This window comes from Paenibacillus sp. J31R30 (assembly GCF_059692115.1).
Genome location: NZ_JCAUAV010000002.1, coordinates 604,675 through 631,632, shown reverse-complemented (window position 1 = coordinate 631,632; position 26,958 = coordinate 604,675). Strand labels below are relative to the sequence as shown.

22 protein-coding genes are annotated in these 26,958 nt (G+C 45.3%); 5 read left to right on the top strand and 17 right to left on the bottom strand.

Features of this window, described 5'->3' with window-relative positions; translation table 11 throughout:
- Positions 1-293: 293 nt before the first annotated feature.
- Positions 294-1,934 (bottom strand): sialidase family protein, encoded by a 1,641-nt coding sequence (locus AC58QO_RS08800; RefSeq protein WP_497264915.1) that lies wholly within the window; start codon positions 1,932-1,934, stop codon positions 294-296.
- A 322-nt stretch (positions 1,935-2,256) separates the two neighbouring features.
- Entirely contained in the window at positions 2,257-3,348 is a 1,092-nt protein-coding gene (locus AC58QO_RS08795) for a threonine aldolase family protein (protein WP_497264914.1), read from the bottom strand.
- 109 nt (positions 3,349-3,457) lie between these two features.
- On the opposite strand from AC58QO_RS08795, the gene AC58QO_RS08790 reads away from it, so the two are divergent.
- The 3 genes from AC58QO_RS08790 (at position 3,458) to AC58QO_RS08780 (ending at position 5,985) form a co-directional block, all read left to right on the top strand.
- Positions 3,458-3,757 (top strand): Rieske (2Fe-2S) protein, encoded by a 300-nt coding sequence (locus AC58QO_RS08790; protein ID WP_497264913.1) that lies wholly within the window; start codon positions 3,458-3,460, stop codon positions 3,755-3,757.
- 73 nt (positions 3,758-3,830) lie between these two features.
- Positions 3,831-5,174 carry an amino acid permease gene (locus AC58QO_RS08785; protein ID WP_497264912.1) on the top strand — a complete coding sequence of 448 codons (1,344 nt, stop codon included), beginning with the start codon at positions 3,831-3,833 and terminating at the stop codon, positions 5,172-5,174.
- A gap of 49 nt (positions 5,175-5,223) precedes the next feature.
- Complete coding sequence (locus tag AC58QO_RS08780; protein WP_497264911.1) at positions 5,224-5,985, top strand: MerR family transcriptional regulator; 762 nt, start codon at positions 5,224-5,226, stop codon at positions 5,983-5,985.
- 162 nt (positions 5,986-6,147) lie between these two features.
- On the opposite strand, the gene AC58QO_RS08775 is transcribed toward AC58QO_RS08780, so the two are convergent.
- From AC58QO_RS08775 to AC58QO_RS08765, 3 genes are all read right to left on the bottom strand, one after another.
- A complete protein-coding gene (locus AC58QO_RS08775) occupies positions 6,148-7,530 on the bottom strand; it encodes an MATE family efflux transporter (protein ID WP_497264910.1) in 1,383 nt (460 codons plus the stop codon).
- Between the two features lie 137 nt (positions 7,531-7,667).
- Positions 7,668-8,687 (bottom strand): Gfo/Idh/MocA family protein, encoded by a 1,020-nt coding sequence (locus tag AC58QO_RS08770; RefSeq protein WP_497264909.1) that lies wholly within the window; start codon positions 8,685-8,687, stop codon positions 7,668-7,670.
- Positions 8,688-8,690: 3 nt separating this feature from the next.
- Positions 8,691-9,533, bottom strand: a complete 843-nt coding sequence (locus tag AC58QO_RS08765) for a sugar phosphate isomerase/epimerase family protein (RefSeq protein ID WP_497264908.1) — start codon at positions 9,531-9,533, stop codon at positions 8,691-8,693.
- Between the two features lie 151 nt (positions 9,534-9,684).
- Between AC58QO_RS08765 and AC58QO_RS08760 the strand changes: the two genes are divergently transcribed.
- Positions 9,685-10,590, top strand: a complete 906-nt coding sequence (locus AC58QO_RS08760; RefSeq protein ID WP_497264907.1) for a helix-turn-helix domain-containing protein — start codon at positions 9,685-9,687, stop codon at positions 10,588-10,590.
- 84 nt (positions 10,591-10,674) lie between these two features.
- On the opposite strand, the gene AC58QO_RS08755 is transcribed toward AC58QO_RS08760, so the two are convergent.
- The 9 genes from AC58QO_RS08755 to AC58QO_RS08715 form a co-directional block, all read right to left on the bottom strand.
- Positions 10,675-12,384, bottom strand: coding sequence for a hypothetical protein (locus AC58QO_RS08755; protein ID WP_497264906.1), 1,710 nt, complete (start codon positions 12,382-12,384; stop codon positions 10,675-10,677).
- Between the two features lie 35 nt (positions 12,385-12,419).
- Complete coding sequence (locus tag AC58QO_RS08750; RefSeq protein WP_497264905.1) at positions 12,420-13,718, bottom strand: efflux RND transporter periplasmic adaptor subunit; 1,299 nt, start codon at positions 13,716-13,718, stop codon at positions 12,420-12,422.
- 12 nt (positions 13,719-13,730) lie between these two features.
- Positions 13,731-16,844, bottom strand: coding sequence for an efflux RND transporter permease subunit (locus tag AC58QO_RS08745; RefSeq protein WP_497264904.1), 3,114 nt, complete (start codon positions 16,842-16,844; stop codon positions 13,731-13,733).
- Positions 16,845-16,949: 105 nt separating this feature from the next.
- A complete protein-coding gene (locus AC58QO_RS08740; protein WP_497264903.1) occupies positions 16,950-18,344 on the bottom strand; it encodes a sensor histidine kinase in 1,395 nt (464 codons plus the stop codon).
- Positions 18,341-19,018: a response regulator transcription factor gene (locus AC58QO_RS08735; RefSeq protein ID WP_497264902.1), complete on the bottom strand. Its 678-nt coding sequence runs from the start codon at positions 19,016-19,018 to the stop codon at positions 18,341-18,343. Before AC58QO_RS08735 ends, AC58QO_RS08740 begins: the two co-directional genes overlap by 4 nt.
- Before the next feature lie 29 nt (positions 19,019-19,047).
- Positions 19,048-19,743, bottom strand: a complete 696-nt coding sequence (gene queC / locus AC58QO_RS08730; protein WP_497264901.1) for a 7-cyano-7-deazaguanine synthase QueC — start codon at positions 19,741-19,743, stop codon at positions 19,048-19,050.
- Between the two features lie 66 nt (positions 19,744-19,809).
- The gene (locus AC58QO_RS08725; RefSeq protein WP_497264900.1) at positions 19,810-20,490 is read right to left on the bottom strand and encodes a 7-carboxy-7-deazaguanine synthase QueE; all 681 of its coding nucleotides are present in this window, start codon (positions 20,488-20,490) and stop codon (positions 19,810-19,812) included.
- Complete coding sequence (gene queD / locus AC58QO_RS08720) at positions 20,490-20,963, bottom strand: 6-carboxytetrahydropterin synthase QueD (RefSeq protein WP_497264899.1); 474 nt, start codon at positions 20,961-20,963, stop codon at positions 20,490-20,492. Before queD ends, AC58QO_RS08725 begins: the two co-directional genes overlap by 1 nt.
- A gap of 71 nt (positions 20,964-21,034) precedes the next feature.
- On the bottom strand, positions 21,035-21,316 hold the full coding sequence (locus tag AC58QO_RS08715) for a hypothetical protein (protein WP_497264898.1): 282 nt from the start codon (positions 21,314-21,316) through the stop codon (positions 21,035-21,037).
- 218 nt (positions 21,317-21,534) lie between these two features.
- On the opposite strand from AC58QO_RS08715, the gene AC58QO_RS08710 reads away from it, so the two are divergent.
- On the top strand, positions 21,535-22,164 hold the full coding sequence (locus AC58QO_RS08710; RefSeq protein ID WP_497264897.1) for a nitroreductase family protein: 630 nt from the start codon (positions 21,535-21,537) through the stop codon (positions 22,162-22,164).
- A 66-nt stretch (positions 22,165-22,230) separates the two neighbouring features.
- Here AC58QO_RS08710 and AC58QO_RS08705 read toward each other — a convergent pair whose 3' ends face one another.
- The 3 genes from AC58QO_RS08705 to AC58QO_RS08695 all read right to left on the bottom strand — a co-directional run bounded on the left by AC58QO_RS08705 (position 22,231) and on the right by AC58QO_RS08695 (position 26,861).
- Positions 22,231-23,316, bottom strand: a complete 1,086-nt coding sequence (locus AC58QO_RS08705; RefSeq protein WP_497264896.1) for a hypothetical protein — start codon at positions 23,314-23,316, stop codon at positions 22,231-22,233.
- A 298-nt stretch (positions 23,317-23,614) separates the two neighbouring features.
- Positions 23,615-25,045 (bottom strand): glycosyltransferase, encoded by a 1,431-nt coding sequence (locus tag AC58QO_RS08700; RefSeq protein ID WP_497264895.1) that lies wholly within the window; start codon positions 25,043-25,045, stop codon positions 23,615-23,617.
- Positions 25,029-26,861 (bottom strand): hypothetical protein, encoded by a 1,833-nt coding sequence (locus AC58QO_RS08695; RefSeq protein WP_497264894.1) that lies wholly within the window; start codon positions 26,859-26,861, stop codon positions 25,029-25,031. Before AC58QO_RS08695 ends, AC58QO_RS08700 begins: the two co-directional genes overlap by 17 nt.
- Positions 26,862-26,958: the final 97 nt, after the last annotated feature.

Genomic DNA, 26,958 nt, shown 5'->3' with positions numbered 1-26,958 from the left:
CAACCCCAACTCGCCTTCCTGTTGGAAAAATCCAATGAAATGACCATAAAACAAGCTGAAATTTCAATTTGATTGGGTAATTCCAATCAAATCTTCGGTTTTCTCTCTTTTTGGCCAGAATGAAGTTGCTCTAATGAATTTAGCCAATGTAGGACTTAAATTTAGGCGGAAAATGACGAATTTAATGGATATATTCCATAGGGGAGCGCGGGAGATTATACATGTATTGTGCGAGGATAACTGGTAGTGTAAAAAAAAGAGCCCGAAGGCCCTTTCTCACGCATCATTTACTTTTAGTTAACCGTAATATTGTCAAAGCTCACGCTATTACTGAAACCACCGCGCACACCAATCGTGCCATTGGCATACGTCGTATCGGTAAGATTAATCTTCGGCGTCGTCATATCACCTACATACACCTTGATATTGCCTTCATTGACCACTACCTTCACGTGATACAAAGTGTTTATACTTATCGTTGTATTCACAAGAGCAAGCTGTGTCCAGTTATTGTTAAATCGGCCTAACCATACTTGCCCAGCCGAGTCTATGCCCGCGGCATACCCTTTCATGCTGTCCGCACCTGTTCCTGGATTCGTTACATTGAAAATAAGACTGCCCTGCCCCGCATTGTTAAGCTTGATATCCCCTTCAAGGGTATAGTTTCGCTTAGACGGATATGGAGTAAGGATCGATTTATCTGCACTTGTAGAAGTGAGATTATAGGTACCGCCGCTGACTGCCCATGTACCTCCATATCGAGCCCAGCCACTATCATTTGCAGCAAAATTGTTCGAATACGTGCTCGTCCAGGTACCGAACTTCACCTGCACATTATGGCCACCTCCCGTCCGGTTGACGGAATCAATGTAAGCAACTTCGTTCATTCCTGTCTGATACATGGCTGCCCACAAGGAATTGCCAAAAGCTGTAGAATCATTCGTGTACCAAGTATTCCCATAGTCATTGGAAATGGAGAGAAAATTGGCATTGGAGGTTAATAAAATTCTGCCATCTGTAAGTGAGAGCAAGTAAGGTCCGCCTTGCTGACTTGGCACTTGCGCACCGATACCGCTCGCCCATGTTTTACCATCATTGCTTTTCTTCGTGAAGACGTTACAGCTTTGCGTACCGCAAACCTCGAAGGTCACGATATACTGGCCGTTGTTCATTTTTTGGAAAACCGGCATACCGGGCCGTGCTGCTGCATTGCCAGGGTCCCAAGCAACGAAAATCTCACTTCCCCAGCTCGCGCCGCCATTCGTCGAAATCTTCTCCGAAATAATTTGACTATAGGATGGACTCTCTGTTACATGCTTTTCATTCGCATACATGACAGCCAATGAGCCGTCACTCAAAATTTGCATATGCGGCTCATACACGCCTTTATCCGGATTGCCCAGCGAGCCTGGCGTACCGTTCTTTTCATCTATCGTGCTAAGATAGCTCCAGTTCGAACCGCCATTCGTGCTCTTGTACACTCTTAATTGATAAGACTCCTGCCAACGTACTGATCGCATCGCGAGTAAAATATCTCCATTCGCCAGCTGAATGAATTGTCCGTTATCGAGGTCACGGCCATTTTCCCCAAGTGTGGCCGCTAAGGACCACGTCCGGCAGTTATCAGTGCTTAGGTATACCTGTAATTTCGTTCCTCCCGTTGACACCTTCGTGTAGCCGTTATTATCATAAATCGCTGCAACCGCCAGCCAGTTGCCATTCGCCAGCTTGATCATCCGCGGATATTCCGATCCGAATGTACCAGGACTAAGCCCCCGTGCATCCGTTCCTGCATCTGTAAACGTATTGATGTTCGAAACCGTGACCGAGGAACCCCACGTTATCGGTCCATTCGCAGCGAAAGCTGGGAGCACGCCAAACAACATCATCATGCAAACCATACTGAGCAACATTGCTAAACTCTTTTTGAACATGTCATTTCCCTCCATTGGTTTATAAAATAGCTTCCAGTTGCGTACTAACGGCGGTCTTAATAAAGTCCCTCCTCCTGACCGTCAAGCTAAAATGTAAGGGCTTACTTTTTGAAGTATACCGATTCTACGTCTGCATCAACACCCACAATCTGATGAATTGAGGTGACTAATGTTACGATTTAGGGCGATTTAAGTCCTGGAAGGACAACTGGTGGCGTACAAAGTTACGATTGGTGAGGATGCCCAAAAAAGCGCCCTGTCGTTTCGCATCTCTTACGAGATTTGGATCGACAGGGCGCTATGCCAGTGCTATTCCAACAGCTTATATTTCCCGCAAGCTCGCATCCAACCGCTCAAACGTCCGCTTCAGATTATCTTTCGGAATCTTCGCATACGCATCGCCTATGCTTACCTCAAACGAACTGATCCCATCGCTCGACTCTCGCAGATAATGGATCAGCCCTACTCCTGTCTCCGCGTACAACGCGACAAGGATCGGCTCGAGCTTCTCCTTCGGCATCGCAATATGAACGTGAAACATATTCGTAACCGGAACCTGCGGCAACGTACTTACAAGTTGGCAGCTATTGTACAGCGCAGCAAGCTCCACAGCTTGCTCATAATATTGCCCCATTTTAGGCTCACGCTGCACGAAATAGTAACTCGCACTCAGGTAATACGGATACAGGCTGATCAAATCGCCGCCATGCCGTCTTTTCCATACCTTCGACTTCATGGTAAACGCCTCATCACCAGCTAGAATAGCACCTGCAAGTCCGCCGATTCCTTTGTAGAAGGAGATATACACACTGTCGAAAAGCGCACACAACTCTGCAGCCGATTTCTGATAGTACGGCAGCACCTCGTATAATCTCGCTCCATCCAGATGAAGCTTGATCCCCTTAGCACGGCAATGCGCTGATATCGCTACAAGCTCTTCATACGGTGGCAACTGTCCGCCTATTTCACGTTGTGGCAGCTCGATCAAGAGACAGGCAATCTCATCATTCAGCGCAAGAATCTCATCCAAGCGAATCAACCGATCCTTCTCGCCAAGTAGAATCGATTCAATCTGATGCAGCTCCTTCAGGCCATCCTCTTCATGGATTTCCAAATGGCTTAACGGATGGTAGGCTACCTTACGGATCCCTTTCTCATCACACCAAATGCGCAGGGCAATTTGCTGAGCCATGGTCCCGCTCGGGAAAAATACAGCCTTCTCCTTCCCTAGATACGCGGCCATTTCCGCCTGAAAGCTCTCTATGCCTTCGCCTGTTCCATAATTATCACTCTCAAGATGGCCATCAAGCTCATCCATGGCTTCTTTTAAAATTTGAATCTGTCTGCGACCATGCCCACCCACGGGATAGGAGGTTTGGCGAAAGGCCGCGGCTAATGGTGATAATGTACTCATGTAAATGTGCTCCTTTGTTTTTGCCAGATGCATAGAGATCTTTGCTGTCTTTTGGCTTATAATGAGGTTATGTACTCACAAGAAATCCCTTATGAAAAGGAGCATTCCCATGAATGAAATCCTTATTGGTGCTAAGGATCAGTTTACTGCAAACCCGTCCGAAGTGAAAGTGAATGGCAAGCGATTCTTCCTAACGGAAGCGGATGGTATCTACACGCTGCTCTCTAGTCGTTGCCCCCACGCCGGCTATGAGGTTGAGTTAGAAAATGGCGAGCTTGAATGTCCGCTGCATGGCTGGACCTTTGAAGTACACACGGGCCGATGCCATAATGTACCTAATGCGCGACTTCAACCCTATGAAGTCATCGAAAGAGATGCGCAGCTTTTCGTACGGATGGACCTCATCTAAAAGTATATTTTACCAATGGACAAGCTATACTATGGGCTGTTGTCAATCTCTCTTGAACAGCTTAGGAGGCGGCATGTCCACAAAAGCAACCCCAACGAAGAACGGCACCATGACTTGGTGGCAGTTATCGCTGCTCGGCGTCGCCTGTACGTTAGGAACTGGCTACTTTCTCGGAGTCGGAATCGGCCTAACGATGGGCGGCGCTTCGATGCTCTTTTTGTTCATTTTAGCAGCAATAGGCACTTATATCGTGCTCGACGCTCTGCTTCAAATGATAGATGCGAATCCACAGCATGGCTCATTCCGCTCCTATGCCAAATTGGCATTTGGCCACTGGGCCGGATTTAGCTGCGGCTGGATCTATTGGGGCTCCCAGTTGATGATTATGGGGAGTCAATTAGCCGCTCTCTCCCTGTTTACGCGGTTCTGGTTTCCCACGATTCCCATGTGGCTGTTTGCGATGATCTATGCCACTCTCGGTGTTGGTGTGATCTTACTCGGGTCGAAAGCGTTCGAGCGTTCGGAGCATATTTTCGCACTCATCAAAGTATCTGCGCTCTTGATGTTCCTCCTTCTTGCAGGTGCCGCGGTACTGGGTTGGATCTCGGGTGGCCTTCATCCGCTTTCGTTTCCGATCACGGGCGAAACCTTTTTGCCCTCGGGGCCCAAGGGCTCTTGGTCATCCCTCATCTATGCCTTCTACGCCTTCGGCGGCACAGAAATGATGGGCCTTTTTGCTATGCGCCTTAAGAAATCGAGCGAAGCTCACAAAGCCGGCTCCATGATGCTCCTCCTTTTAGCCATCCTATACATCGTCTCCCTCTTCCTAGTCCTAACCCTGCTTCCTTTACATGCCCTTCATGACAAAAAGAGCCCCTTCCAGGTTAGCTTGGAAAGCTACCCGCTTCCCTATGTTCCGCACGTGTTTAACGCCATCCTCATTATTGCTGCTTTCTCCACGATGGTTGCTTCCTTATTCGCTGTTACCGCAATTCTGGTCGCACTGGCAAAGGATCATGATGCCCCGCTGATTTTCACCCGTACGACAAGTGGGCCAAGACAAATTCCCTATGCTGCGCTTGCGTTAACTACCGGAGGCATGGCTGCGGCAGTTGTGCTTTCCCTGCTTTTACCCGAGGGCTTGTATGCCTATATGTCTACAGCAGCGGGTCTCACCTTGCTCTTCATCTGGTTATTGATCTTGCTTTCTTCAGGTCGCTTATTAACCCACACGCGTTCACGCATGTACAAACGTTGGGCTGGTATTGTACTTATCCTCTGTGCCGTCGCAGGGGCATCTTTACACCCTACTACGCGTCCAGGCTTCTTTGTTAGCTTGCTTTTCATCCTGCTCGTTGCGCTCATAACCTACATCATGCATTTCACATGGCCAAACAAAGCGAAAAAAAGGTATTGACATTAACGCTACGTAAAGCCTTACAGTTAAGTTGTCAGGAGGTGAGCAGATGGAATACACCGTACAGCACTTGGGGAAGTTGGCAGGAATCAGCACCCGTACACTTCGCTATTATGATGAGATTGAGCTTCTTATGCCGGCAAGAATCAACTCATCCGGATATCGCATTTATGGGCAAGCGGAGGTAGATCGACTTCAGCAAATATTATTTTACCGTGAGCTTGGTATCTCGCTAGAACAGATCAAAGAAATTATAACTTCGCCTGCGTTCGACGGAACCCGTGCGCTGAGAGACCATCGTGAGCAGCTTCTTGATAAGCGGCGGCTATTGGATACACTCATTGCCAATGTAGAGCAAACCATTGCTTCTAACGAAGGGAGACTTACCATGTCCAATAAACAGAAATTTGAAGGCTTCAAACAAAAGCTAATTGATGATAACGAGAAGAAATACGGGAAAGAAATTCGCGAGAAATATGGCGATGAGCAAGTGAATAAAAGCAATCAAAAGTTAAAAAACATGACGCAGGAACAGCACGAGGAAGTTACACGTTTGGCCGAAGAAGTAAGCGTTACATTAGCGGAGGCTTTCAAGCAAGGTGATCCAGCAAGTGAATTGGCTCAAAAAGCAGCCGATTTGCACAAACAATGGCTCATGTTCTATTGGAGCGAATACAGTAAAGAAGCCCATGCAGGACTTGCCCAAATGTACGTGGACGACGAGCGATTCAAAGCTTACTATGATGTAAAGCAACCAGGAACCGCTGAATTTCTAAGAGATGCCATTCACATCTATACAGGGGGACACTAGCACGTTTTCTATGATTTCCTACAAACATCCAATTCTTTTACAAGAAAATGAATATAGTATGATTACCAGCCGCCAGCCACATCCTTCATGTCAGCCTTATTCATATGAAAAAGAAGCCTAAGACTCTTGCTAAGAGAGTTTTAGGCTTCTTCCATTTTAAGATTAAATTGGCGTGGACAATGCTTCACCGCTTGGTCTGACCAATGATTTACTTTGCCATACACGGCTTCTCCAACGCAGATACATCAACAAACCTCTCGTCCATTCATCCACTGTAAAAGCAATCCATACTCCGAGTAGGCCCATCTCTAGATGTATCCCTAACCAATAGGATAGTGGTACCGCTATCCCCCACATGGAGACAACCCCCATCATAACGGGGAATCTAGCATCACCCGCAGCACGCAAGGAATTGATGACAACTAAGTTAAAGGTTCGCCCTGGTTCCAGGATGATAGAAAGAAGTAGAATCGTCGACCCCATCATGATGATATCTGGATTATCTGTGAAGAGCCCCAACAACTCTTTACGGAAAATCGAGGCGATACCGACAACAACAAAGGTCAAGACAAAGGTAAACTTTAAACTTCTAATCAATTTATGATACGCCGCTTGAAAAGCACCCGCACCAACCATATGTCCCACAATAATTTCTGTTCCCATCCCAATGGCCATGCCTAAAGCTATAAAATAATTGGTGATATTCATCACATATACATGGGCGCTTAACGCTGTAGCCCCAATAATATTGATGAAGCTGAAGATCATCAAGTACTGCGACTGCCAAGAAATATGCTCACCAGCAGATGGTAATCCGATACTAAGGATTTGCTTAACAATACGAGAATTGAAGCTCACATAGTGCTTGAGCAGGATCGGTACTTGTAGACGTCGGTATAGGATGACAACAAGGATTATTAGACCAATTAATCGACTTACGATCGTTGAAACCGCCGCTCCTGTCACTCCCCATTCTGGGAATCCCAAGTTTCCGAAAATCAAGAGCGAGTTCCCCACGACATGGATCACATTGACACCCAATGTCACGAACATAACGTCCCGTGTCTGACCATTGGAGCGCAAAACCGAAGAAATCGCATAGGATAGAGCTTCGATCCAGATAAAAGCCGAGATCAAATTCAAATACGTCTTGGCAATCCCAATTTGTTCAGGTGGCAAATGCATGAGCTGCATCAACGGCTCACCAAAAACAACCAAAGCAATACTCACGATGATTCCAAAAATCAGGTTTATGGTAATCGCTAGTGCGGAAATTCGGCTGGCTTCCTTTACCTGGCCAGCACCTAGATGCTGCGCAACGGCTACACTCGTTCCAATGCCGACAAAACCAAACATTAGAATACAGAACATGATAAGCTCATTGGCTAAGCCTACGGCTCCGGTCACTTCATCTGAGATTCGGCTTAGCATGAACACATCCGCTGTTCCTAACATCATACGTAGCACGGAGTCAATAAATATCGGCCAAGTGACTGCGAATAGACGAAGCTTTTGCCAGGATGCTGTTGAATCTTTGTCTTTCATTCGTTTCACCTCTAGTTATTGCAAATGCAACTAGCATAGAATACGTAAGCGATTGCAGTCAAATGAAAATAATTAACATAACAAAAACCTTAGAAATCAGACTCGATTCCCAAGGTTTACTTTAATTAATCAGTTATTTACTTCACCTGTACCCAAGCGCCCTTCTTGTCGGCAGAAGTCATCTCAGCCACAGCAATATCGATTGTACCCATTGTACTTTCAGGAGTTGCTGTCGACACCGCTTGCCCTGAGAGTAGCGTCTCCACGAAATATTTCAGCTCCAGGTAATAGCCCATCTCTGGTGAAATCTCCGGATTGAAACCAGGCGCATCATTCAGGTTTACTTTTAATCCGCTCGCGTTGAAAATCAGATTAGCCTTCTCGAAGTTAACGCGGTATAGCATCTCGAAGCCGTAATCGCCTTCCAATGTCCAGTCCGCCTGCGCATTGATGACTTTCCCGTCTCCGTACAAATAGTTCGTAGACACGACATCATAGCCGCTGCCCGGAACCACATTTCGTGCTAAGCATGAAACGGATTCTGGTTTACCGAACAGCCAGTTGACCATATCGATATCATGAACATGCATATCCAATAAGGCGCCGCCGCTCTTCTCTTTGTCAATTAACCAAGGTCCCCAAGTCGGAGTTGCGCCGCCGCGGTAGAAATATCCGCTTGTCACTTTACCGAAAGTCCCGTTCTCTACCGCTTCTTTCAAGTACACATAGGCCGGCCAAAAGCGTAGACACTGACCGATCATCAACTGTTTACCGTTCACTTTGGCTGCCTCAATCATCTCTTCACACTCTTGTGAATTCGATGCCATCGGCTTCTCACACAGCACGTGCAGACCTTTATTTAAGCATTCAATCGTTATGTCGCGGTGAAGATACGTTGGGAGTGCAAGATCCACGAAATCAAGCTGTTCCTTCTCGATCATCTCGGACACACTCGTATATTTCGCATAAAGGCTGAAATCGATGGGAGAATCCCCTGTCGCGATATTACCAGCAACCGCATTGCCTTCAAGCTTCTGCGGGTCGATATCACATAGCGCTACGACTTTGATTGCAACACCTTCTGCTTCCAAGCGAACATAATTCTCTAGATGCGTTCTTCCCATGAACCCTAATCCAACTAGTCCAATTCTTAACATTGTTTACTTCCTCCCCAAAATTGCATCCATCGCGCCTGATGTGTTATAAACGATTTGCTCGCCGTGATGCGTATAGCCAGGGATCATTTCCGCAATGACATAATCTTCATAGCCAATCGTTTGAAGAGCTTTCATGACTGCTGGATAATTCACATCACCTGCAAGGAGGTCAACAAAGCCATGTAAACCGCCAGCTGCGCGGCGATAATCCTTGAAATGCACTTTTTTGATACGATGACTCAAAATAGAAATCCAATGCTCCGGATACCCCGAGAAAATGACATTCCCTACATCGAAATAGGCACCTACGTAAGGGGAATTGACTTTATCAATGAAATCCCGCATTTCCAGCGGTGATAATAAGAATTTGTTCCACACATTCTCGATCCCAATCGAAACCTTCAAGGACTCAGCTACGCCAGATAGTTCCTGAATCGCTTCTAAAGAGTAATCATAGGCTTGATCATACGGCACTACTTCAGAATCAGGGATAAAATCAACACCCACCGCGCCTGGCACGACTAGAATCGTATCAACACCAAGTGCCGCGGCATGCTCTAGCTGCTTCTTAACGATATCTTTGGCCTTCTGACGAATTTGCGGTTGACTGCTTGTCAACGAATAGGACCAGAATAAGCCTGTTGCCAAGCTGCTTACCTCAATACCTGTATCGTCAGCATGTTGACGGTATGCGCGAACTTCACTTTCTGTGCTTTCAAGACTCAGCTCACCAGTTTCATTCAGAGCTAACTCAATGCCGTCGAAGCCGGCTTTTTTCGCAGTTGTGATGCAATCCTTTACGCTCATGGAGCCTGGAAATGACCAAATATTAATCCCTTTTTTCATTGTAATCTCCTCCGCTTCTTTCCTTCATTATAAAAGAGAGACGTCACATATGATTTATCTATTAAGCCGAATTATTTGCACTTTAGCCAATTTCAATATGTTAAAATAAGAAGTAATCGGGAAGAAAATCCCCCTAGAGAGGACGGACAGCATGGATTTCCCAATGATTTATTTACAGGAATCACTTTCGATCGAAGCTCTCATTTCCTTTCACTATTTTGAATATGCCAAAGGCTTTGTATTCGACGGTGAACAGCACGACTTCTGGGAAATACTCTATGTGGATAAAGGTGAAGTCGAAGTTCGCGCAGACGATGTCATACACACCCTGAAGCAGGGAAGTATGATTTTTCATAAACCGGAAGAGTTCCATACCGTTCATGTCAGACAAACACATAAGCCGCCAAATCTCATTGTCATCGCCTTCGCGTGTCATTCGGAAGCGATGGTACATTTCGAGAATAAAGTAGTCGCATTAGGGGATAGAGAGCGCAATATGCTGTCAAGCATCATGCAAGAAGGGTTTCAAGCCTTCCTGCCTCCGTTCGACTCCCCCTCCGTTCATCTACTGGAAAGACATGGTGGAGCACCTTTCGCAAGCGAACAGCTTATCAAAATGTATTTGGAAATGCTGTTCATCGCACTCATCCGCAAAAAAGATGGGCCCGCTGCGCAAGAAACGACGAAACTCAAGCAATCCTCTCTGCAAAAAGAAAAAGCTGAGAACCAGCTCGTCCAGAAAATTAGCGATTACTTGAGCGAGCATCTGGCCGATTCCTTTACACTCGATCATCTCTGCCAAACCTTTCATCTTGGTAAAAGCCGTATGAAAGAATTGTTCCAATCCCAGAAAGGGATGGGCGTGATGGAGGCCTTTAAACAGCTCAAAATAGAGCAGGCTAAGACCTATATGCGAGAGGAAGCCTTCAATATAACCGAGATTGCCAGCTTGCTAGGATACACGAGCATTCATTATTTTTCGAGAGATTTCAAGAAAGCAGTCGGTATGTCTCCCTCCGATTATGCCAAATCCGTGAAAGCCCGCGTACTGCGCTAAACGGTATACTTACAGAAGAAGGGCAGCCCGCCAGTAGATTATCTCTACTAGCGGGCTGCCCTTTGCTGTACAACGCAAGTGCGATTATTTCATTACTTTGATTAAACGTTTAGCTGTTCCCATCGGTGTCTCAATCGTTTCATATACATTGATCGTGAATGGGGAGCTAAATTGATCTAAATTGGCCCCAGACGCATCAAGGACTTGATTGCCACTGATTAACTTATTAGCCCCAAAGAATGATGCGTCTTTAGAACCTACAACACGCCCTAGACTATCTACGATCTCAAATCTTAATTTGGAGAAATTGTTATCAACCACAACATTTGCATCCTGAGAAATATTTAGATCCAACTTCACCTTATAGCTGTATGTCCCGAGTGCATATTGCATATTAACGGTTATGTCTTTGAATGTCACATCAATCGGGTACAAGGAAATTACATTATTCGTACTTTCCTTTTGTAGGTCCGTTTGCAGGGCAGCAATCGTTGTCGTATAAGGCGCTGCAGCCTGTGCATCTAATATTTTCAAAGCAAAGCTCTCACTATCTTCGGATTGTGGAACAATATAGGAATAGCTGACCACATAGCTTAATCCAGGGTTCATCATGGTTGTCACATTCGTTTGACGAGCACCTTGGTAGGAGGCACCTTGCTTACTTGTTAACTCTGTCAAGAATGCAGGTGTCGCGATTGGCGATGTGCTTGTGTTCGTTAATTTGAACTTTGCGACTGCTGTCTTGTAGCCTTCGCTTGGATTCTCGTGCAGATGAAGCTCCATAAGTGACACTTGCGTTGACTTATCAACTGCCTTGGTCAAAGCATCAAATTGGATCGGTTGACCGATCGTATAAGCAGTCGCGGCAAGTTTGCCTTGCTCCTGCGGCCAATTAATCGCCAATTTAGCCGTTGCCAGTTCGGTTGCTTGTGTCGTTTCCTTGGATACAAATATATCCGTGGAGAGGAGAATCAGGTTCGTTAACGTTACACCATTATCCACAGGAATCGCATAATGGATGTAGGCACTCTCCCCTGCTCCCAAAACAACTGGAGCAGTTTCTGTACGTTTTCCTTCGTAATTCTTCTGCTCGGACTGCGCATCCATTCTGAAGGGAGGGACTGTTTCACGACCCGCTCCCGAATTATTTACAAGTACTGTTACAACCGCTACATGACCTTTGTCCGTGTTCTGCACCGAGGCTTCAACAGTCGAATAGGATAGTCCTGAGTTCACGCCAGGAATCGTAATGGCTTGCCCCCACTCTACATTAGGAATGCTTTGAATAGCGGAGCTGCCTGTTCCGCCATACCATACGTTATTCGTCGGCACGCTAAGGAGAGTAGTTTCAATCTTCGGATAAGCGTACATATCAACGTTCACAAAGGAAAGCTGCTCAAGTGATCCGATTTCCTTCGTATCGATAGAAGCCAAATAGACAAGCTCCGCAATTTCCTTCGGCTGCAGTGATGCTTTATTGCTTGCACTTGGTTTCAGCGTGTAAGAGATCCCGCTGGAAGTTTGAACGCGAAGCTCGTGCTCTGGTACACGATTAAGCGTTGTGCCACCGTTGTACAAACGTACCGTTACAGCAAGCTGTGAGCCTGTCGCTGTAGGTGTTTCAGACACGCTTTTAACAGCCGCCCGAATATCCTTCGTTAAGCCATAGTTGACTGTTGGAGCGGCTACAGTAGGTGTTGAAGGCTCCGCAGCCCATGCTGCGGTACCTCCTTGAACGATCATTGCTCCCAGCATGATAGCTGTCAAACTAGATTTCCATGGTCTTTTTTTCATCTATAACTTCTCCCTCATTATGAATTTCAAAGATGTTACTTGGCAGCTGGAGTTGCAGATGGCCCAGCAGAAGCAGCCGGGCTATTCACCTTTTGCCCATCTTTCAACGTGTTCTGGCCACTAACAACTAACTGTTCGCCTTCCTTCACGCCATCCAGCACTTCCTGGAACTCCCCATTAATGCGCCCAAGCTTCACTTTCCGTTTCATATATTGATCGCCCTGCTGCACGAATACGAACGTATCGGATTCCTCACGAATGATACTTAGTGTAGGCACAACAGCAACTTTTTCCTCAGTCTCCGTTGTCAATTGGACTAAGTAGCGTCCACCTGGTTGAATCGTACGATCTGGATTAGGAACTTCTAATTCCAACGTATACGTTTTGGAAGCAGCACTCATGATTGGCGCTAAATAGCTAATCTTCGCTGTCCCTTTCTTATCAGGGGTGTTCGGGCTGTAGTACACGAGCTCTTTCTTATTTTTCACAAGTTGATAGTTCGTCTCAGCGAGCTCCGTTTTGATTTTGATCGGATCGATCTGCTGAACTTGACCAACTTTACCTGCCGCAGCAGAGGCCGTTTGTCCTACCACCACAGTGAAGTCTGTCAAAATACCACTACCCGGAGCCTTAACTTCATAATTCTCCAAAGATCGCGTCGCATCCTCTAACGAAAGATTCGCAGATGCTGCTTGTGTTTCGATCGCAGAGATCGAATCGGTATTATCGAAGGCAGTTAGCTTATTCTGGGCAGAATCAAAGTTCATTTGCGCGTTATCCAGCGCTTGCTTTACTTGATCCACTTGACGTTGTACGACAGCTCCCGCTTCAAAATCATTTCTGATTTTGTTGTAATCTTGCTGTGCATTCTTCAACGCCGTTTGCGTGCGAGCAACGTTATCAGCCAAGTCTTTCCGATTATTCACTTTGCTATCTCTAGCTTGCTGTAAAGAATCCTGTGCGCTTTTCACTTGAAGCTCACTCTTGCGCTTCGCAGATAAGGCATCTTTGTTATCAATAACGAAGAGAACATCGCCTTTCGTTACATATTCGCCTCGTTTCTTCAGAACTTCCGTAACTTCACCATTCACTTTCGCCATGACATCGAGCGTTGTTCCGGCTGCAACATCGGCAACCTGCTCGATGGGATTACTTATTTTCTGAAGCTTAATGGCTTCTGTTTTAACGGCTTTAGGCGTTAACTGTACAGTTGCCGCATCCTTAGCTCCTGGTGCTGAGCAGGCGGTTGCCAAAACAGTCGCTGCGGTTAACAGCGTGATGACCCCCATCCAGCGATATTTACTATGCCCTCTTCGTGAACCTTCGTTAATCATCGATGTGCCTCCTTATACCTCTAACGAACTCGTTGTCATTTTTTCGTTGCTTTTCTTCCGATTAAACATGCGGCTAATACGGTTTTTCATACTCTCAATTAACTCGTAAATGATCGGTACAACAACTAGAGTCAAGAGTGTAGAGGTAATCAAACCACCAATAACAACAACACCGAGACCTTTACCGATAAGACCGCCTTCGGCAGAAATACCGAGTGCTAACGGCATTAACGCCATAATGGTAGCACCAGCTGTCATAATAATGGGACGAAGTCGTATTTTCCCAGCTTCAATTAGTGCATGACGAACGGTATATCCTTCTTCGCGCAGCTGTTGTGCACGGTCGATCAAGACGATCGCATTCGTGACGACGATACCAATCAACATGAGGAACCCGATCATGGAAGTAACGGTTAAAGGTTCTCTAGCAATGACGAGTCCTAAGAGTCCGCCAATGACAGCTAGCGGAAGTGAGAATAGAATCGCAAATGGCGCACTTGCATTCCCGAACGCCAGTACCATGATCAAGTAGACAACGAAAATGGCAGCGGCCATAGCAACGAACAACTGGGTAAAGCTTTCGTTAACATCTTCGGATACGCCTGTAATTTGCGGTGTAACACCCTCAGGAAGCTCAAGCTCCTTCAAGGCTGTGCTCAGCTTCGCACTTACAGCTGTTTTATCGTCTGAATTGATTTTGGCAGAAACTTTTACGAGCTGGAACTGATTCTCTCTTGCAAGCGAGGCAGCGCCTTTCGTTTCATTGATTTTGGCAACTTCCTTCAAAAGAATGGTGGAGCCATTCTGAGCCGTTAACGGAATATTGCCCAGCTTTTCAAGGGAATCTTTATCCGTTTTTTCCAATGAAACCGTTGTTGTATATACAATATTATCGAATTTCATATCGCCTAGATTTTGCTTTGTAATCCATGTGCGTGCCGCATCGCGAACGGAGGCAGCGCTTAAGCCGTAGGCTCTAGCCTTTTTCTGATCAACGGCAATTTCAATTTCTGTTTTGGCATCACTCAAATTATCTTCAACTTCAGCCAGCTCAGGGAATGTGTTCAATTTCTCTTTAACCATTCTAGCGGCTTTTTCTAATTGAAGCTGATCATCACCTTTCAGGGTGTAGGCAAAGTCTGTACTCGATACCCCGAAATCACCTTCCATGGACTTAGGCTCAACTTCAGAACCATTCGGCAGCTCGGATAAAATATAAGCTGTTGTTTGCTCCTGCACTTGTTTCGGATCTACATGTTCATTGACTTCAAGGAAAATCTGAGACGCGTAAGGAGTCCGGTCATCATCACTACCTGCATAACCAACTAGTGCTTCAACAAATTTAAATACGGGCTCCCCGTTTGAATCCTTCAGGTCTAACAAAACCGTTTCAATTTCTCTCGTTTTGCTATCTGTTGCATCAAATGACGTGGAATAAGGCAATTTTATTTGGAAATACATAATATGCGATGCTGCTGAGGCAGGTAAGAATGCGACAGATAAGAACGGAATCGTTCCTGCCATCGTCCCAACTAGCATAACTAATGCGATTAATAACGTTTTGATTCTATTTTTCAAGCTCCATGTCAGAACTTTTTCATAAAACATTGTCATCTTTGTTGGCGCCGACTCATCATGCTGTACTTTACCTGGTTTACTGCGCAACACGAGTAATTTCGAAAGCATCGGGATAACCGTTAATGCTACGATCAGGGAAGAAAGAAGCGCACAGGCAATCGTTAATGCGAATGGTCGGAAGAATCCACCTACAACGCCAGTTACTAATGCAAGTGGAGCAAATACCCCAACAGTTGCCAAAGTGGATGAAGTAATCGCCATCGAAACTTGCTTAGTAGCTAACGCAATAACAGATTCTTTACGTTCCTGCGCTTTTTCCAAGGAGGCATATATATTTTCAATAACAACAATCGAATCATCGACAACCCGTCCAACGGCGATAAATATACCACCTAGTGTCATCGTGTTGAGTGTCAGATCTAATTGCGACATTAATAATAATGTGATCAAAATCGAGAGCGGAATCGAAACGAGAACGATTAACGTCATTCTTACATTACGTAAGAAGACTAGAATCATTAGTGATGCAAGGACTGCACCCACAATCCCTTCACGAACAAGTCCTGAGATCGATTCTTTGATTTGATCAGCGCTATCAAAGGTGCTTTTGAACGTAATGTTCGGTAAGGTTGTTTTCCAATCCGTAATGTTCTTCTCAATTGCTTCGGAGAATTCAACCGCATTTGCACTGCCAGCTTTATACAAAATCATACCAATGGCTGGCTTGCCATCTAAGCGTCCGTTGAAATCCGATTCGGTGATCGCCTTTACTTTGGAAACTTGATCCAACGTAACGATGGTACCCTTCGGCGTTGTAATCTCTACTTTTTGTAGATCAAACAAGCTGGATAGGTTGCCTGTTACTCGGGTCATTTTGCTATTCCCATCGATTTCAACCGAACCGATTGGTGTTTTTGTAGAGGCTGTATTAATGGCATTGCTCACCATTCCTGGTGATAAACCATAGACATCTAGGGCCGCTGCATCTAGCTCAATATCGAGGGAAGTATCTCTGGCACCGATAATGTCCATATGGTCGATCCCTTTGATACCTTCAAGTCCAGGTTTAATCGTATCCTTGAACGTTTTATCGAGCTCTGTTTGGCTTACTCCTTCGTTCGCATAGGCGACTAAATAGTTCGAAGGAAACGATGCCGCACCGAAGGTAGAAGCTTTCGGCGCACCTGCTGTAGCAGGTAAGGAAACAGTAGACAGGGCATCCTGTACAGCCTGTTTCTTTTTATCGATATCGACATTTTGCTTGAAGAAAATAATAACCATGGAGAAATTATCGCTGGAAGTGGACTGCATGGAGTCTAGATCCTCTAGATTCGCCAGCTTCTTCTCAATGGGTACCGTAATTTCATCCATAACGTCTTTTGGCGCACCCGTGTAGGTCGTTGTAACGGCCACAACAGGGAAGGAAACGTTAGGCATGTTCTCTTCCTTCAGCTGTGTTGCTGAATACAAGCCGCCTACAAAAAGCATGATCATGATGATGAATAACGCGGAAACGTTTTTCATCGAAAAATGTGTGAGTCGATTCATTCCTGTACTCCCCTCAACTAATGATTGTGAGTTAAAGATACAGGTTCAATATGAACTCAATATGAACAAAATAAAGAAACTTGGTGAACATTCCCAAGTTTCTTCTTAACTTTTTTTAGTTGGCGAATGGGTTGTCGGTAAAACAATTAGAAATAGCGTACCTTTGCCTTCCTCACTTTGAACCTCAATCGTGCCATCATGCATATCAATGATTTTTCTAACGATAGCAAGTCCAAGGCCGCTGCCGCTATCGCGCTGTCTCGATTGATCAACCTTATAGAATCGGTCAAAAATACGACCTTGCTCAACTACCGGAATCCCTATTCCATTATCTTGAATCCATACTTGGACCCGGTCACGCAAGGGAACAAGCTTGATATAAATATGTCCTCCTGCAGGTGTGAATTTGATGGCATTGCCAATCACATTCATCCACACTTGACTTAGCTGATCCATATCCGCGAAGATTTTCACACGAGGCAGTGCCAGATCCATATCCAGTTCTTTTGCTGACCATTGGGGCTCATAGAACACAACAATACGACGCAGCTGCTCGTCCAAATCATAGATCGAAGGATGAAAAGGATGATGCTCTGACTCTAACGAAGCCAGCTTCAGTAAATTATCACTCAAACGAGATAAGCGTTCGCTCTCACGCTCAATGATCTCTAAGTATTTGTTACGGTCATTTTCTGCAAGATCAGATTCACGCAGCGCTTTGGAAAACCCGCGAATCGACGTCAGTGGGGATTGAATTTCATGTGAGACATTGGAGACGAAATCCTGCCGCATCATCTCAAGCTGCTTAAGTTCTCCAGCCATATGGTTGAAGCTCTCTGCGAGTTTGCCAAGCTCGTCCTTGTTATTCACGTTCACGTTGACATTAAAATTGCCTCGAGCCAGCTTCTCCGTCGCCAGGGTCAGCTTCTTCAAGGGATTCACTAAATAGCGCGAAGCGATGAGAATAAGCAGGCTTCCCACGATTAGGACGATGGCAAGAACAGATACGATTAAGGTCTGAAGTTGGCTGCGTGCAGCATCTGTGATGTTCGTATGTATGAATAACGCGTAGCTCTGATCACCTACGATCAGCGGCACGCCGACTTTAATGCCGTTAATCCCACGTAAAGGTGCACTGAAATCCAGGCTTTTATATATATGACCCTTTAACACGTCAGCAACCTCGGATGATTGAATACGCGGCCTCCCTTTGACATCCTTAGGGATTTGCCCTAACGATACACCATTGGAATCAAATAGAGTGAACAAATAATTTTCGTTCAGTCGATTGCTCCCAGCTACAAAGGAATACAGGTTCTTTGGCTGCACTTCATTGCTTAACGTAACAATTTGACGCCCAACGGCTAACATCTCGGATTGAAATTGCGTCGAAATCATATTGGTAAAAAAGTACATGGCCAAAGGAAAAGCGACAAGCACACTCGCGACGACGATCGCAAGAAAGGTGACAACCACGCGCAAATACAGCGATTTGATCATGCCTTCACCTCGAGCCTGTACCCTAATCCGCGTATCGTTGTAATTTGAAAGCCCTCCGAGTATGGCTCAAAGCGTTCCCGTAAACGTTTGATGTGGACATCAACTGTACGTTCATCGCCTTCATAATCCATCCCCCATATTTGCTCAATCAGCTGTGTACGGGTGAAAATTTGCCCAGGATGGCTAGCGAACTTATATAGAAGTTCGAATTCCTTCAATGGCAGCGTAATCCGCTGATCTTGATAGCGAACTTCATAATTTGTGCGATCAATGGTCATCCCCCCGATGAGGATTACCTGAGAAGAATGGATTCGGTAACGTTTGAGCAGTGCCTTCACTCTCATCACGAGTTCTACCGGATCAAATGGCTTTACGAGATAATCGTCGGTACCGAGCTGGAAGCCCTTCACTTTATGGACAGACTCGCTTTTTGCGGTCACCATCAGTAAAGGGAGTTCTGGGTGACTCTTCCGCAATTCGCGGCACAGCTCCCAGCCATCCATCAAAGGCATCATGACATCCAGCACAACTAGGTCAGCTGGCGTTATTTCCATAAGGCTCAGTGCCTCGCGCCCATTGCTGGCTTGCACAACCGTTAGGCCTTCCCCTGCCAAATAAACGCGAATCAATTCTCTGATATCAGCGTCATCATCAACAACCATAATACGGGTCATGCTTGCACCGCCTTTCTCCAACCATTCAGTTATGCAAGATAAGGGATTGGATCTTTGGAGCCCGCTTCTTCAAAGCCTTTTAAGCGAAGTCGGCAGCTATCGCACTCGCCACAAGCTTCAGCTTTTCCATTGTAGCAAGACGTTGTCAGCTCATAAGGAACGCCGATTTTCAAGCCTTCCTCAACGATCTTCGCTTTCGTCCAGTTGATCAATGGCGTTTCAATCGTGATGCCTTTACCTTCCACGCCCACTTTAGTCGCCAAAGCAATAACCTCTTCGACCTTATGGATGAATTCTGGACGGCAATCTGGGTATCCGCTGTAGTCTAGCGCATTTACACCGATATAAATCGCTTGAGAGCCCGTAACTTCTGCATAGGATGTTGCAATGGAGAGAAATAATAGATTGCGTCCAGGAACGTAAGTTACTGGAATTTCTTCTAACTCAGCCCCGTCCATCACGTTCGGTACATCAATGGTATCATCTGTTAGAGCACTGCCGCCGAAATCACGCAGGAAGTCGAGCTTGATGATTTTGTGTCGAGATGAAACCCCATAATGCTCAGCAACTTGCTTGGCATTCTCGATTTCAATCTTGTGGCGCTGTCCATAGTCAAAAGAAATCGGAAATAAATCATAGCCAGCCTCCTGGGCTAGACCCATACAAGTCGTACTATCTAAACCGCCGCTGAGAATAATAACGGCTCTTTTTTTATTTTCACTCATGGTCATCAGTACCTCTTCCTTATAATTTGAAAATGGCATTGTACATGTGCGTACAATGCCTGCAGGCTAGACGCCTCGCATCGCTGGGTCCCAAATAATTTTATGCAGCTGCATATTCAGCTTTACGTTCGATAAACCTTCGGCCAGCATCAGATCAACCAGCTTGCGCGGCGGCATCGTTTCCCACACAGGACTGAACATCGGCAGCGCCTTTGTCGGGTACTTCTGCAGTACGTTGACTGCCGTGCGGAAGTCAAGATCGCTTCCGATCACGAACTTCAGCTCATCTTGCTCACGCAGCAGCTCGAAATTGCTGTAAATCATCTGATCCATTTCACCCGAATCCGGCAGCTTGAAGTCCATCACATAGCGTACCTTCGGTGATGTGACTTGCGCGATAAATGGCGCAAGGTCAATCGCACCGTTCGTTTCGATGTGCAGGTCATCGACCTGCTCCAGCTCGGCGAGCGCCTCGATCAACGCGAGCGATTTGTCGCCGTACAGCAGCGGCTCGCCGCCTGTGAGGCAAATATGCCGGGAGCGGAATGTCTCTACCTTGCTGATAATTTCAGCAATGGTCATGACGTTCTCGGCTTCCGCCGGCGGGTAGCTGTACGTGGTGTCACACCATGTGCAGCGCAGATTGCAACCAAAAAGACGGACGAAGATCGTCGGGAACCCGGCACGGGTTCCCTCCCCTTCAACCGTCTCGAAGATCTCGACCATGGGAATGCGAATATCGCGCATTACACATCCTCCTCCATCATCGAGCGAGTGATGGCTGCATAACTAGTCGGCGTTTCCCATAGGCGAATCTCGTCTAATGAAATCGCAGGATACAGCTGTTCATCAAGCAGTGCTTGGTGAATTTCTTCATATATCCAAACCACCATATTCTCAGCAGTCGTATTCATCGGCGGCAATACATCGTTCAAATAGCGGTGATCCAACCGATCAATCACACGTTCTTTCGTAATTCGTTTAATATCCCCAAAATCTATTGCGATCCCTCGGCTATCCACTTTTCCCCGCATAATCACTTGCAGCTTATAAGTGTGGCCATGTAGACTTTTACATTTTCCCTCATAACAATGCAGATGATGCGCACTGTCAAACGTAAATTCTTTAGAAATCAAAACGGATTTATGGTGATATTTCAATTGGTTCTCTTGGATGTCGCGTCCCAACTCTTGCACATTTCTTGGGATTTCATAGCTCATAATTATCACCTCGTATATTCAAAAAAAACAGTACTCTACATTATATCATAAATAGACAGATTGTCACCTTGTTAGCTTGGCATGGAAGAATTTCGTTCCTTCTTCTGCATCCAATCTAGATGGCCGCGAATCTCTTGCATACGTTCGTTCTCCTCGCGTAAGTCTGCTTCAATTAAAGCAGTCAACTGCTCAATTTGTCCAATAACTGAATCTGGAAGCTCTACTTCTTCGAGAGATTTCACAATATAAAGTAAGCATTGCAGCGTTTCGTCCATTAGACTCTTCTTTTTCCCTGTTAGTACGACTTCGCTCAAAAAAACAAGGTGATTCAACTCTTTTTGCGTTAGTTTCAAGAGGAACAACCCCTTTCTTTTTCCATTATCCAACATTTTACGACAACGGGAAAGACTCTCTTGACAATCACAACTATAACATTTATGATTACAGTAAATTGTTACAAAGTTATATACAGTTCATCGATCAATTACCAATGACTTACACGCATGCTTTTGGATGGATGAACAACAATATAAAGAACTTAAGAACTTATTAATCCTTGGAGGGATCCTTAATGAGCACACAAGTACAAAATGAAGTTTTGAAAGTCATCGAAGAACGTCATTCCGTTAAGCAATACCAAGCTGGGCACACAATGCCACAAGCAGATCTTGAGCAAATTTTGACTTCCGCTTCCTTGGCACCATCTTCTTGGAATCTTCAACATTGGAAGCTTCTAGTTATTGATGACCAAGCACAGAAAGAAAAATTGCTTCCTATCGCTTACGGTCAAAAACAAATCGTTGAAAGCTCCGTTGTAATCGCCGTTCTTGGTGATCTAGAAGCTAACAAAAATGCACAAGCCGTATTCGGTCCTGCTGTTGCTGGTGGCTTCCTTCCACAAGCTGTGATGGATACACTTGTAGCACAAATCGAAGGCGCCTACCAATACCCGCAAGTCGCTCGTGATGAAGCGATTCGTAACGCTTCCTTGGCAGCAATGAACTTGATGCTTGCAGCGAAAGCACTTGGCTATGATACTTGCCCAATGGGTGGCTATGATGCTGGTAAATTCGTAGAAGCTTTTAACGTTCCAGCACGTTATGTGCCTGTTATGTTGATCAGCCTTGGTTTGGCTGCATCACCAGCTCGCTCTGGCGGCCGTCTTCCATTAGATCAAATCACAGTTTCCAACTCCTTCTAATTATAATGCATGAAAGGCATGACTCTCATTCGGATGAGAGATCATGCCTTTTTTTGTGTGCATTAATTAGTGAAATTGTTCCGTCTCGAACATAATTTCGTCGATAAGCTTATTCCGATAAAGCATGGATAAATTGAAGGTTTCGTATTCCTTCTCCTTATCCAGTTCGTCCAGCAGTAGTGTCGCAATTAATTCTCGATCATCCGAATCGCCTGGCTCACGAAAATCGATAAACCCTGTCAGTTGGCGTGAGCTGATATCAACCGTCGCGGTCCCAATCGGTAATCCACCGTAGGATTGCTGATAAATCTCATAAGATAACGTATCCAAATCATCTCTAACTAAAACAATGGAATAGTCATCACTTGTTGGTATCCACATATCATCTTCCGACTGAATGTCGTCCACCAAATCCAACATATCGATATGTGTCAGCTCCACCGTATCGACCGTCTCTCCATGGTAGATCATATGGAACACGAACGAATCCGTTTGCTCCTCATTGAAGTCAGCTACCATCAGTTCAGTGACAATATCCATTTCTTCATCAAAAGGATCAAATTTCCAAGTAATGTCTCCGATCACCTCAGATCCATAAATGTGCAAGACAGCTTCAGCGATCAACTCTGCCTCCTTGTCATACACATGGTACTCTACACTGCTCCTATTTTCGTTAACGATAACGAGCTCGTACCCTTTCTCTTGCTTGCGCTCCTCCAACATGTCCTGCTGCTCTGCAGGTAGTTCCGATTCCTGATCATTCAAACTGATATCTTCTCTTAACCACGAATAGTCCAATTCATCATCATGCAGGAGATCTACACTTCCCATAAAATCCTCCTGAAACGTTGATGGCTGAACCGCATGCTCCGTCACAATCACAAAATCATAATCACTATAGCTGACAGTAACTTCGCACTCGACGATTCCAAGCGCGTCAATGGTATCCTGAATATAGGATTGTGCAAAATCATAAACCGCTTGCTTGTTCACAATCGTAATCGACTGCTTCTCCAGATGAATCGCGCCTTTGAGACGATCCGATTCCCTGTAGACTAGCGTTAACGTACCGACAAACTCCCCATTGTACATAATATCGCAGACTTCGCCGCCTGCTGTTTTCAGGTCGGGTCTTAGCATAATATCGGCCACGACTTACTCGCCTCCTCTACAGATCTTGTGTCATTCTTCTGTAGCATGCCCAATATCGACCAAAATATGAGTAATCAGGATATTCGTCTATACACTTCTGCCCCCGCTTACATATCTTATCTTATAACACTCAACACGAAAGGAGGGAATGTCTATGTCAGGAGTTGTAGGTAACTCAGCAGCTGCAGTTTTAGTCCTTTTTATCCTTCTTGTTATCATCACTAGCGCATTCGTTATCTAATAGTAGATGAAAAAACAAAGAGACGATCATCAGCCCATTGAGGCTAGGTGATCGTCTTTATTTATTAAGCCGCTGCCGCTCTGTTTCGATGGAAGTCAGCTTAGCAGCAATGATTTCCGCAGCTCCTGGCTTGTCCTTAAGCTGTGAAAAAATTTGCTTCGCCCTAGCCAGCTTCCCTGAGCGCATAGCTAGTTCGCCTAACGACGTTGCCGCCTTCCACTCGCCAATGTGGTAATCAGCGCTCACGCTGCCTCGGTAATTCGGCAAGCTAGTCACCGATTGCTTGATACTCGTCTCCGCTAATCGCAGCAGCTCATCCGCTTGCCTCATGCGCACTTGCGCGAGCAAGTAGTGTGCATCAGGGAAATCAGGCGACTGCGCGAGCGCTTTGTGGCAGTAGGCTTCTGCTTCCGTATAATTTTTGCGCTGCAGCATGATTTGAATGAGAAGTCGGTAGATCTCAGGCATCCTGCCGAATAAGGCAGTCTGCAACCCAAGTCGTTCTGCCTCAAGCAGTGCTTCGAGTGCTTGCTCCTCATGACCAAGCCCCAGCGACTCTCGCCCGTAAAACAACCAATGACCTGGATTCTCGGGTTCTTCCTCGATCATAAGCTTGAGTAAGCGTAGATTACGTTCGAGCTTTCCTTTGCTTTGCAGAACGATGGGATCATAGCCTTCGTGATCTAATCTGATTTTTACTGCTCGACGATAGGTATCGAGCTGATAAATCCCTTTCGCTGTGCCGATTTGCTCGTGTATGCGTCCGTAGTAACGGAGCCCTCGCTGTGCAGGGAACATCCGAACTTGTGAGAAATCGTGTTGAATGGTATCCTTCACCCGGTTCAAATGCCAGACATGGAGGGCTGGGACGATACTCAAGCGGTTGAATACGCCTGCGACCTCTCGGATAGCATTAACATCCTCCGCGATCAGAACCTCATCGGCATCAATCCAGATGACCCAATCTGATTGGACATGCTGGAGGCCGATATTACGTGCGGCCCCAAAGTTGTCTTCCCACACGATCGGGACAATCTTTACCTTCGGATACTGCATAGCTATCCTGCGCGTATCATCCGTCGATGAATCCACAAGGAGGATTTCATCCACGGCCCCTTGCAGGGCAACGATACACTTCGCGATGTTCGCAGCTTCATTATGTGATAAAATCGCCGCGGTCACCGTCACCTTGGGAACAGATAAGAGATCCTCGATGTCTAGTCTCGGCTCGCCAAGCGGCATTTCCTGCATGTGCTTGTAGATGTGATTAACCCACTTGGCTTGCGGATCCAGCAGCCAAGCGCGGTCAAAAACCCGCTTCGCTGCACCAGCTTGATGCTGCAGGAGCAGCGTTTCACCGAGCATAACCCACAGCTGTGCTTCCAGTGGTTGTTGGCGGATAGCTTGGAAGAGCTCGGCTTCGGCTTCTTGAGGTTTGTTGGCTTGGATCAGGGTGATGATGTGGTTAGGATCAATCTTTTGGATCATATACATCTGCCGGTTGCATGAATGGCACAAGGAAAACACGCTTCCCATTATTCGGATCAATTTTAAACGTAACCAAAGTACTTGTCGGTACATCGCTAGTTAAGTACATCGTTACTGATGATGATGTCTCAAATGTCCAATAATTAGTAAACTCCTCAGGAGTAACAGTTAGATTATTGAAATACGTCATAGCATTTCCAGCCCAGTAATTGTTACCGCCAAATCCATCATTATTATAGTAAGGATACAACGGACGAGGACTAATGGCTGCTTTCCCAGATGGATTTGGTGTCGACTCCGATGAAATTACTCTAAAGTTAAAGTCATCTTGATATAAGACATTGGAACTACCATTTTGATGTGCCAATATTTTAATTTTAGAAATTGAACTGTTTGGTGTATCATTAGCATCAAATTTAAGGAAACGGGTCTCATATACTGAAGCCGTCACGGAAGTTGAATTTTGGATATCAGCGTTAGTAATTGTCGTATTATCTATTCCAAAACCATATTCACTCGTATAATCCAAAATATAACTACTCTTATTTGCTCCTATCGAATTGTACAAATCTAAAGATGCTGGGAATGGTTCATACGATGAATGCTGAATATCAACATTAAGTATCGTTTTTTCGATCGGATTATTAACCTCAGAGGCAATAAGTTTTGTAACTCTTAACACATTCTGATGCAATAAACTATCCAACGTGTCCCATGTAAATGTACCTGATGAATCAAGATTTAGTGTCGTAGGCGTTCCATTGTACTCAACAAATACCTGATACGTCATTTGATCATTTTCAGGATCAAAGAAAATCTCTTTTAGATCAATTTCAGAATTCTCCGATAGATGTAAGACATGCGTTGAAGTTACCGGACTCCATGCTTCAAAATGTTTAGCTATCACACTATTGGCTTTGAACTGTGGAGGTGAATTGTACGGGTCAATATGAATAGGAATATGTCCCTTCGTGAAACCGCCATTATGATCCGTAACTACAACATCAAGAAAAGCATCTCCTTCAACGAGGGGGACTATTTCTTCTCCCACAATGACTTCTCCCTCGTATTTCGGAGATACACTTATTTTCTGATTGCTCTCGACCGAGACTAGTGAGATGTAGTCACCTTCACCTTCTTCTCCCTCTTCTACTTCATCATCGTCTCTAAAATAAGTATTAATCTGATCTTGAATGGACCAGATCTCGATAGGTACTCCAACTTCACCTTGGAGCAGCGAAGAAGATGGATATACCTGATACGGCGCGGTATTACCATTATGATAAGAAAAAGGATCCGTGATTTTAACCGTCTGTGAGCTAATATTTTTAAGCAATTCAGTAGCCTGATCTTTTGTATGTGTTGTTTGAGTTATTAATTTACTCGCATTATAAATGTCAAATTCGTATTCATCCGGATCTCCAAAGTTTTCTACCACAACTACATCAAAAGTATCGATGATAGTTTGTGCTTCATAGCTGTTCCTCACTGTGAAAGTAGAAGTACCAGTAACAAGATTACTTGCATTTATTTCATATATTCCATCATACTCGGATGTAAACCTTCCTTCTGCGCTTGTACCTGATGAAATAACATCCAAATAATATCCGCCGTAAAGTGCTCTTAGATCAATATATTTTTTACCATTCTGTGGCAATACAATCGTATGTATCGTATCTGTTGGCTCTATTTCCTCAATTGGTTTAGCATAACTAAGATGTCCCGGAACCAACATTAGCGGCGCAGCAATCGCTGTTATACCAGCAATCGTCCCAATCCATTTCTCTTTTCCACTGAATCCTTTACTTTTCCCCATCTCACACCACCATCGTCTATTATTCTTTCTCTCATTCTATCATAGGCAAATTCTACTAAAAACCCCTTAAACGACAAAAAACCTCAAAAACCGAGGT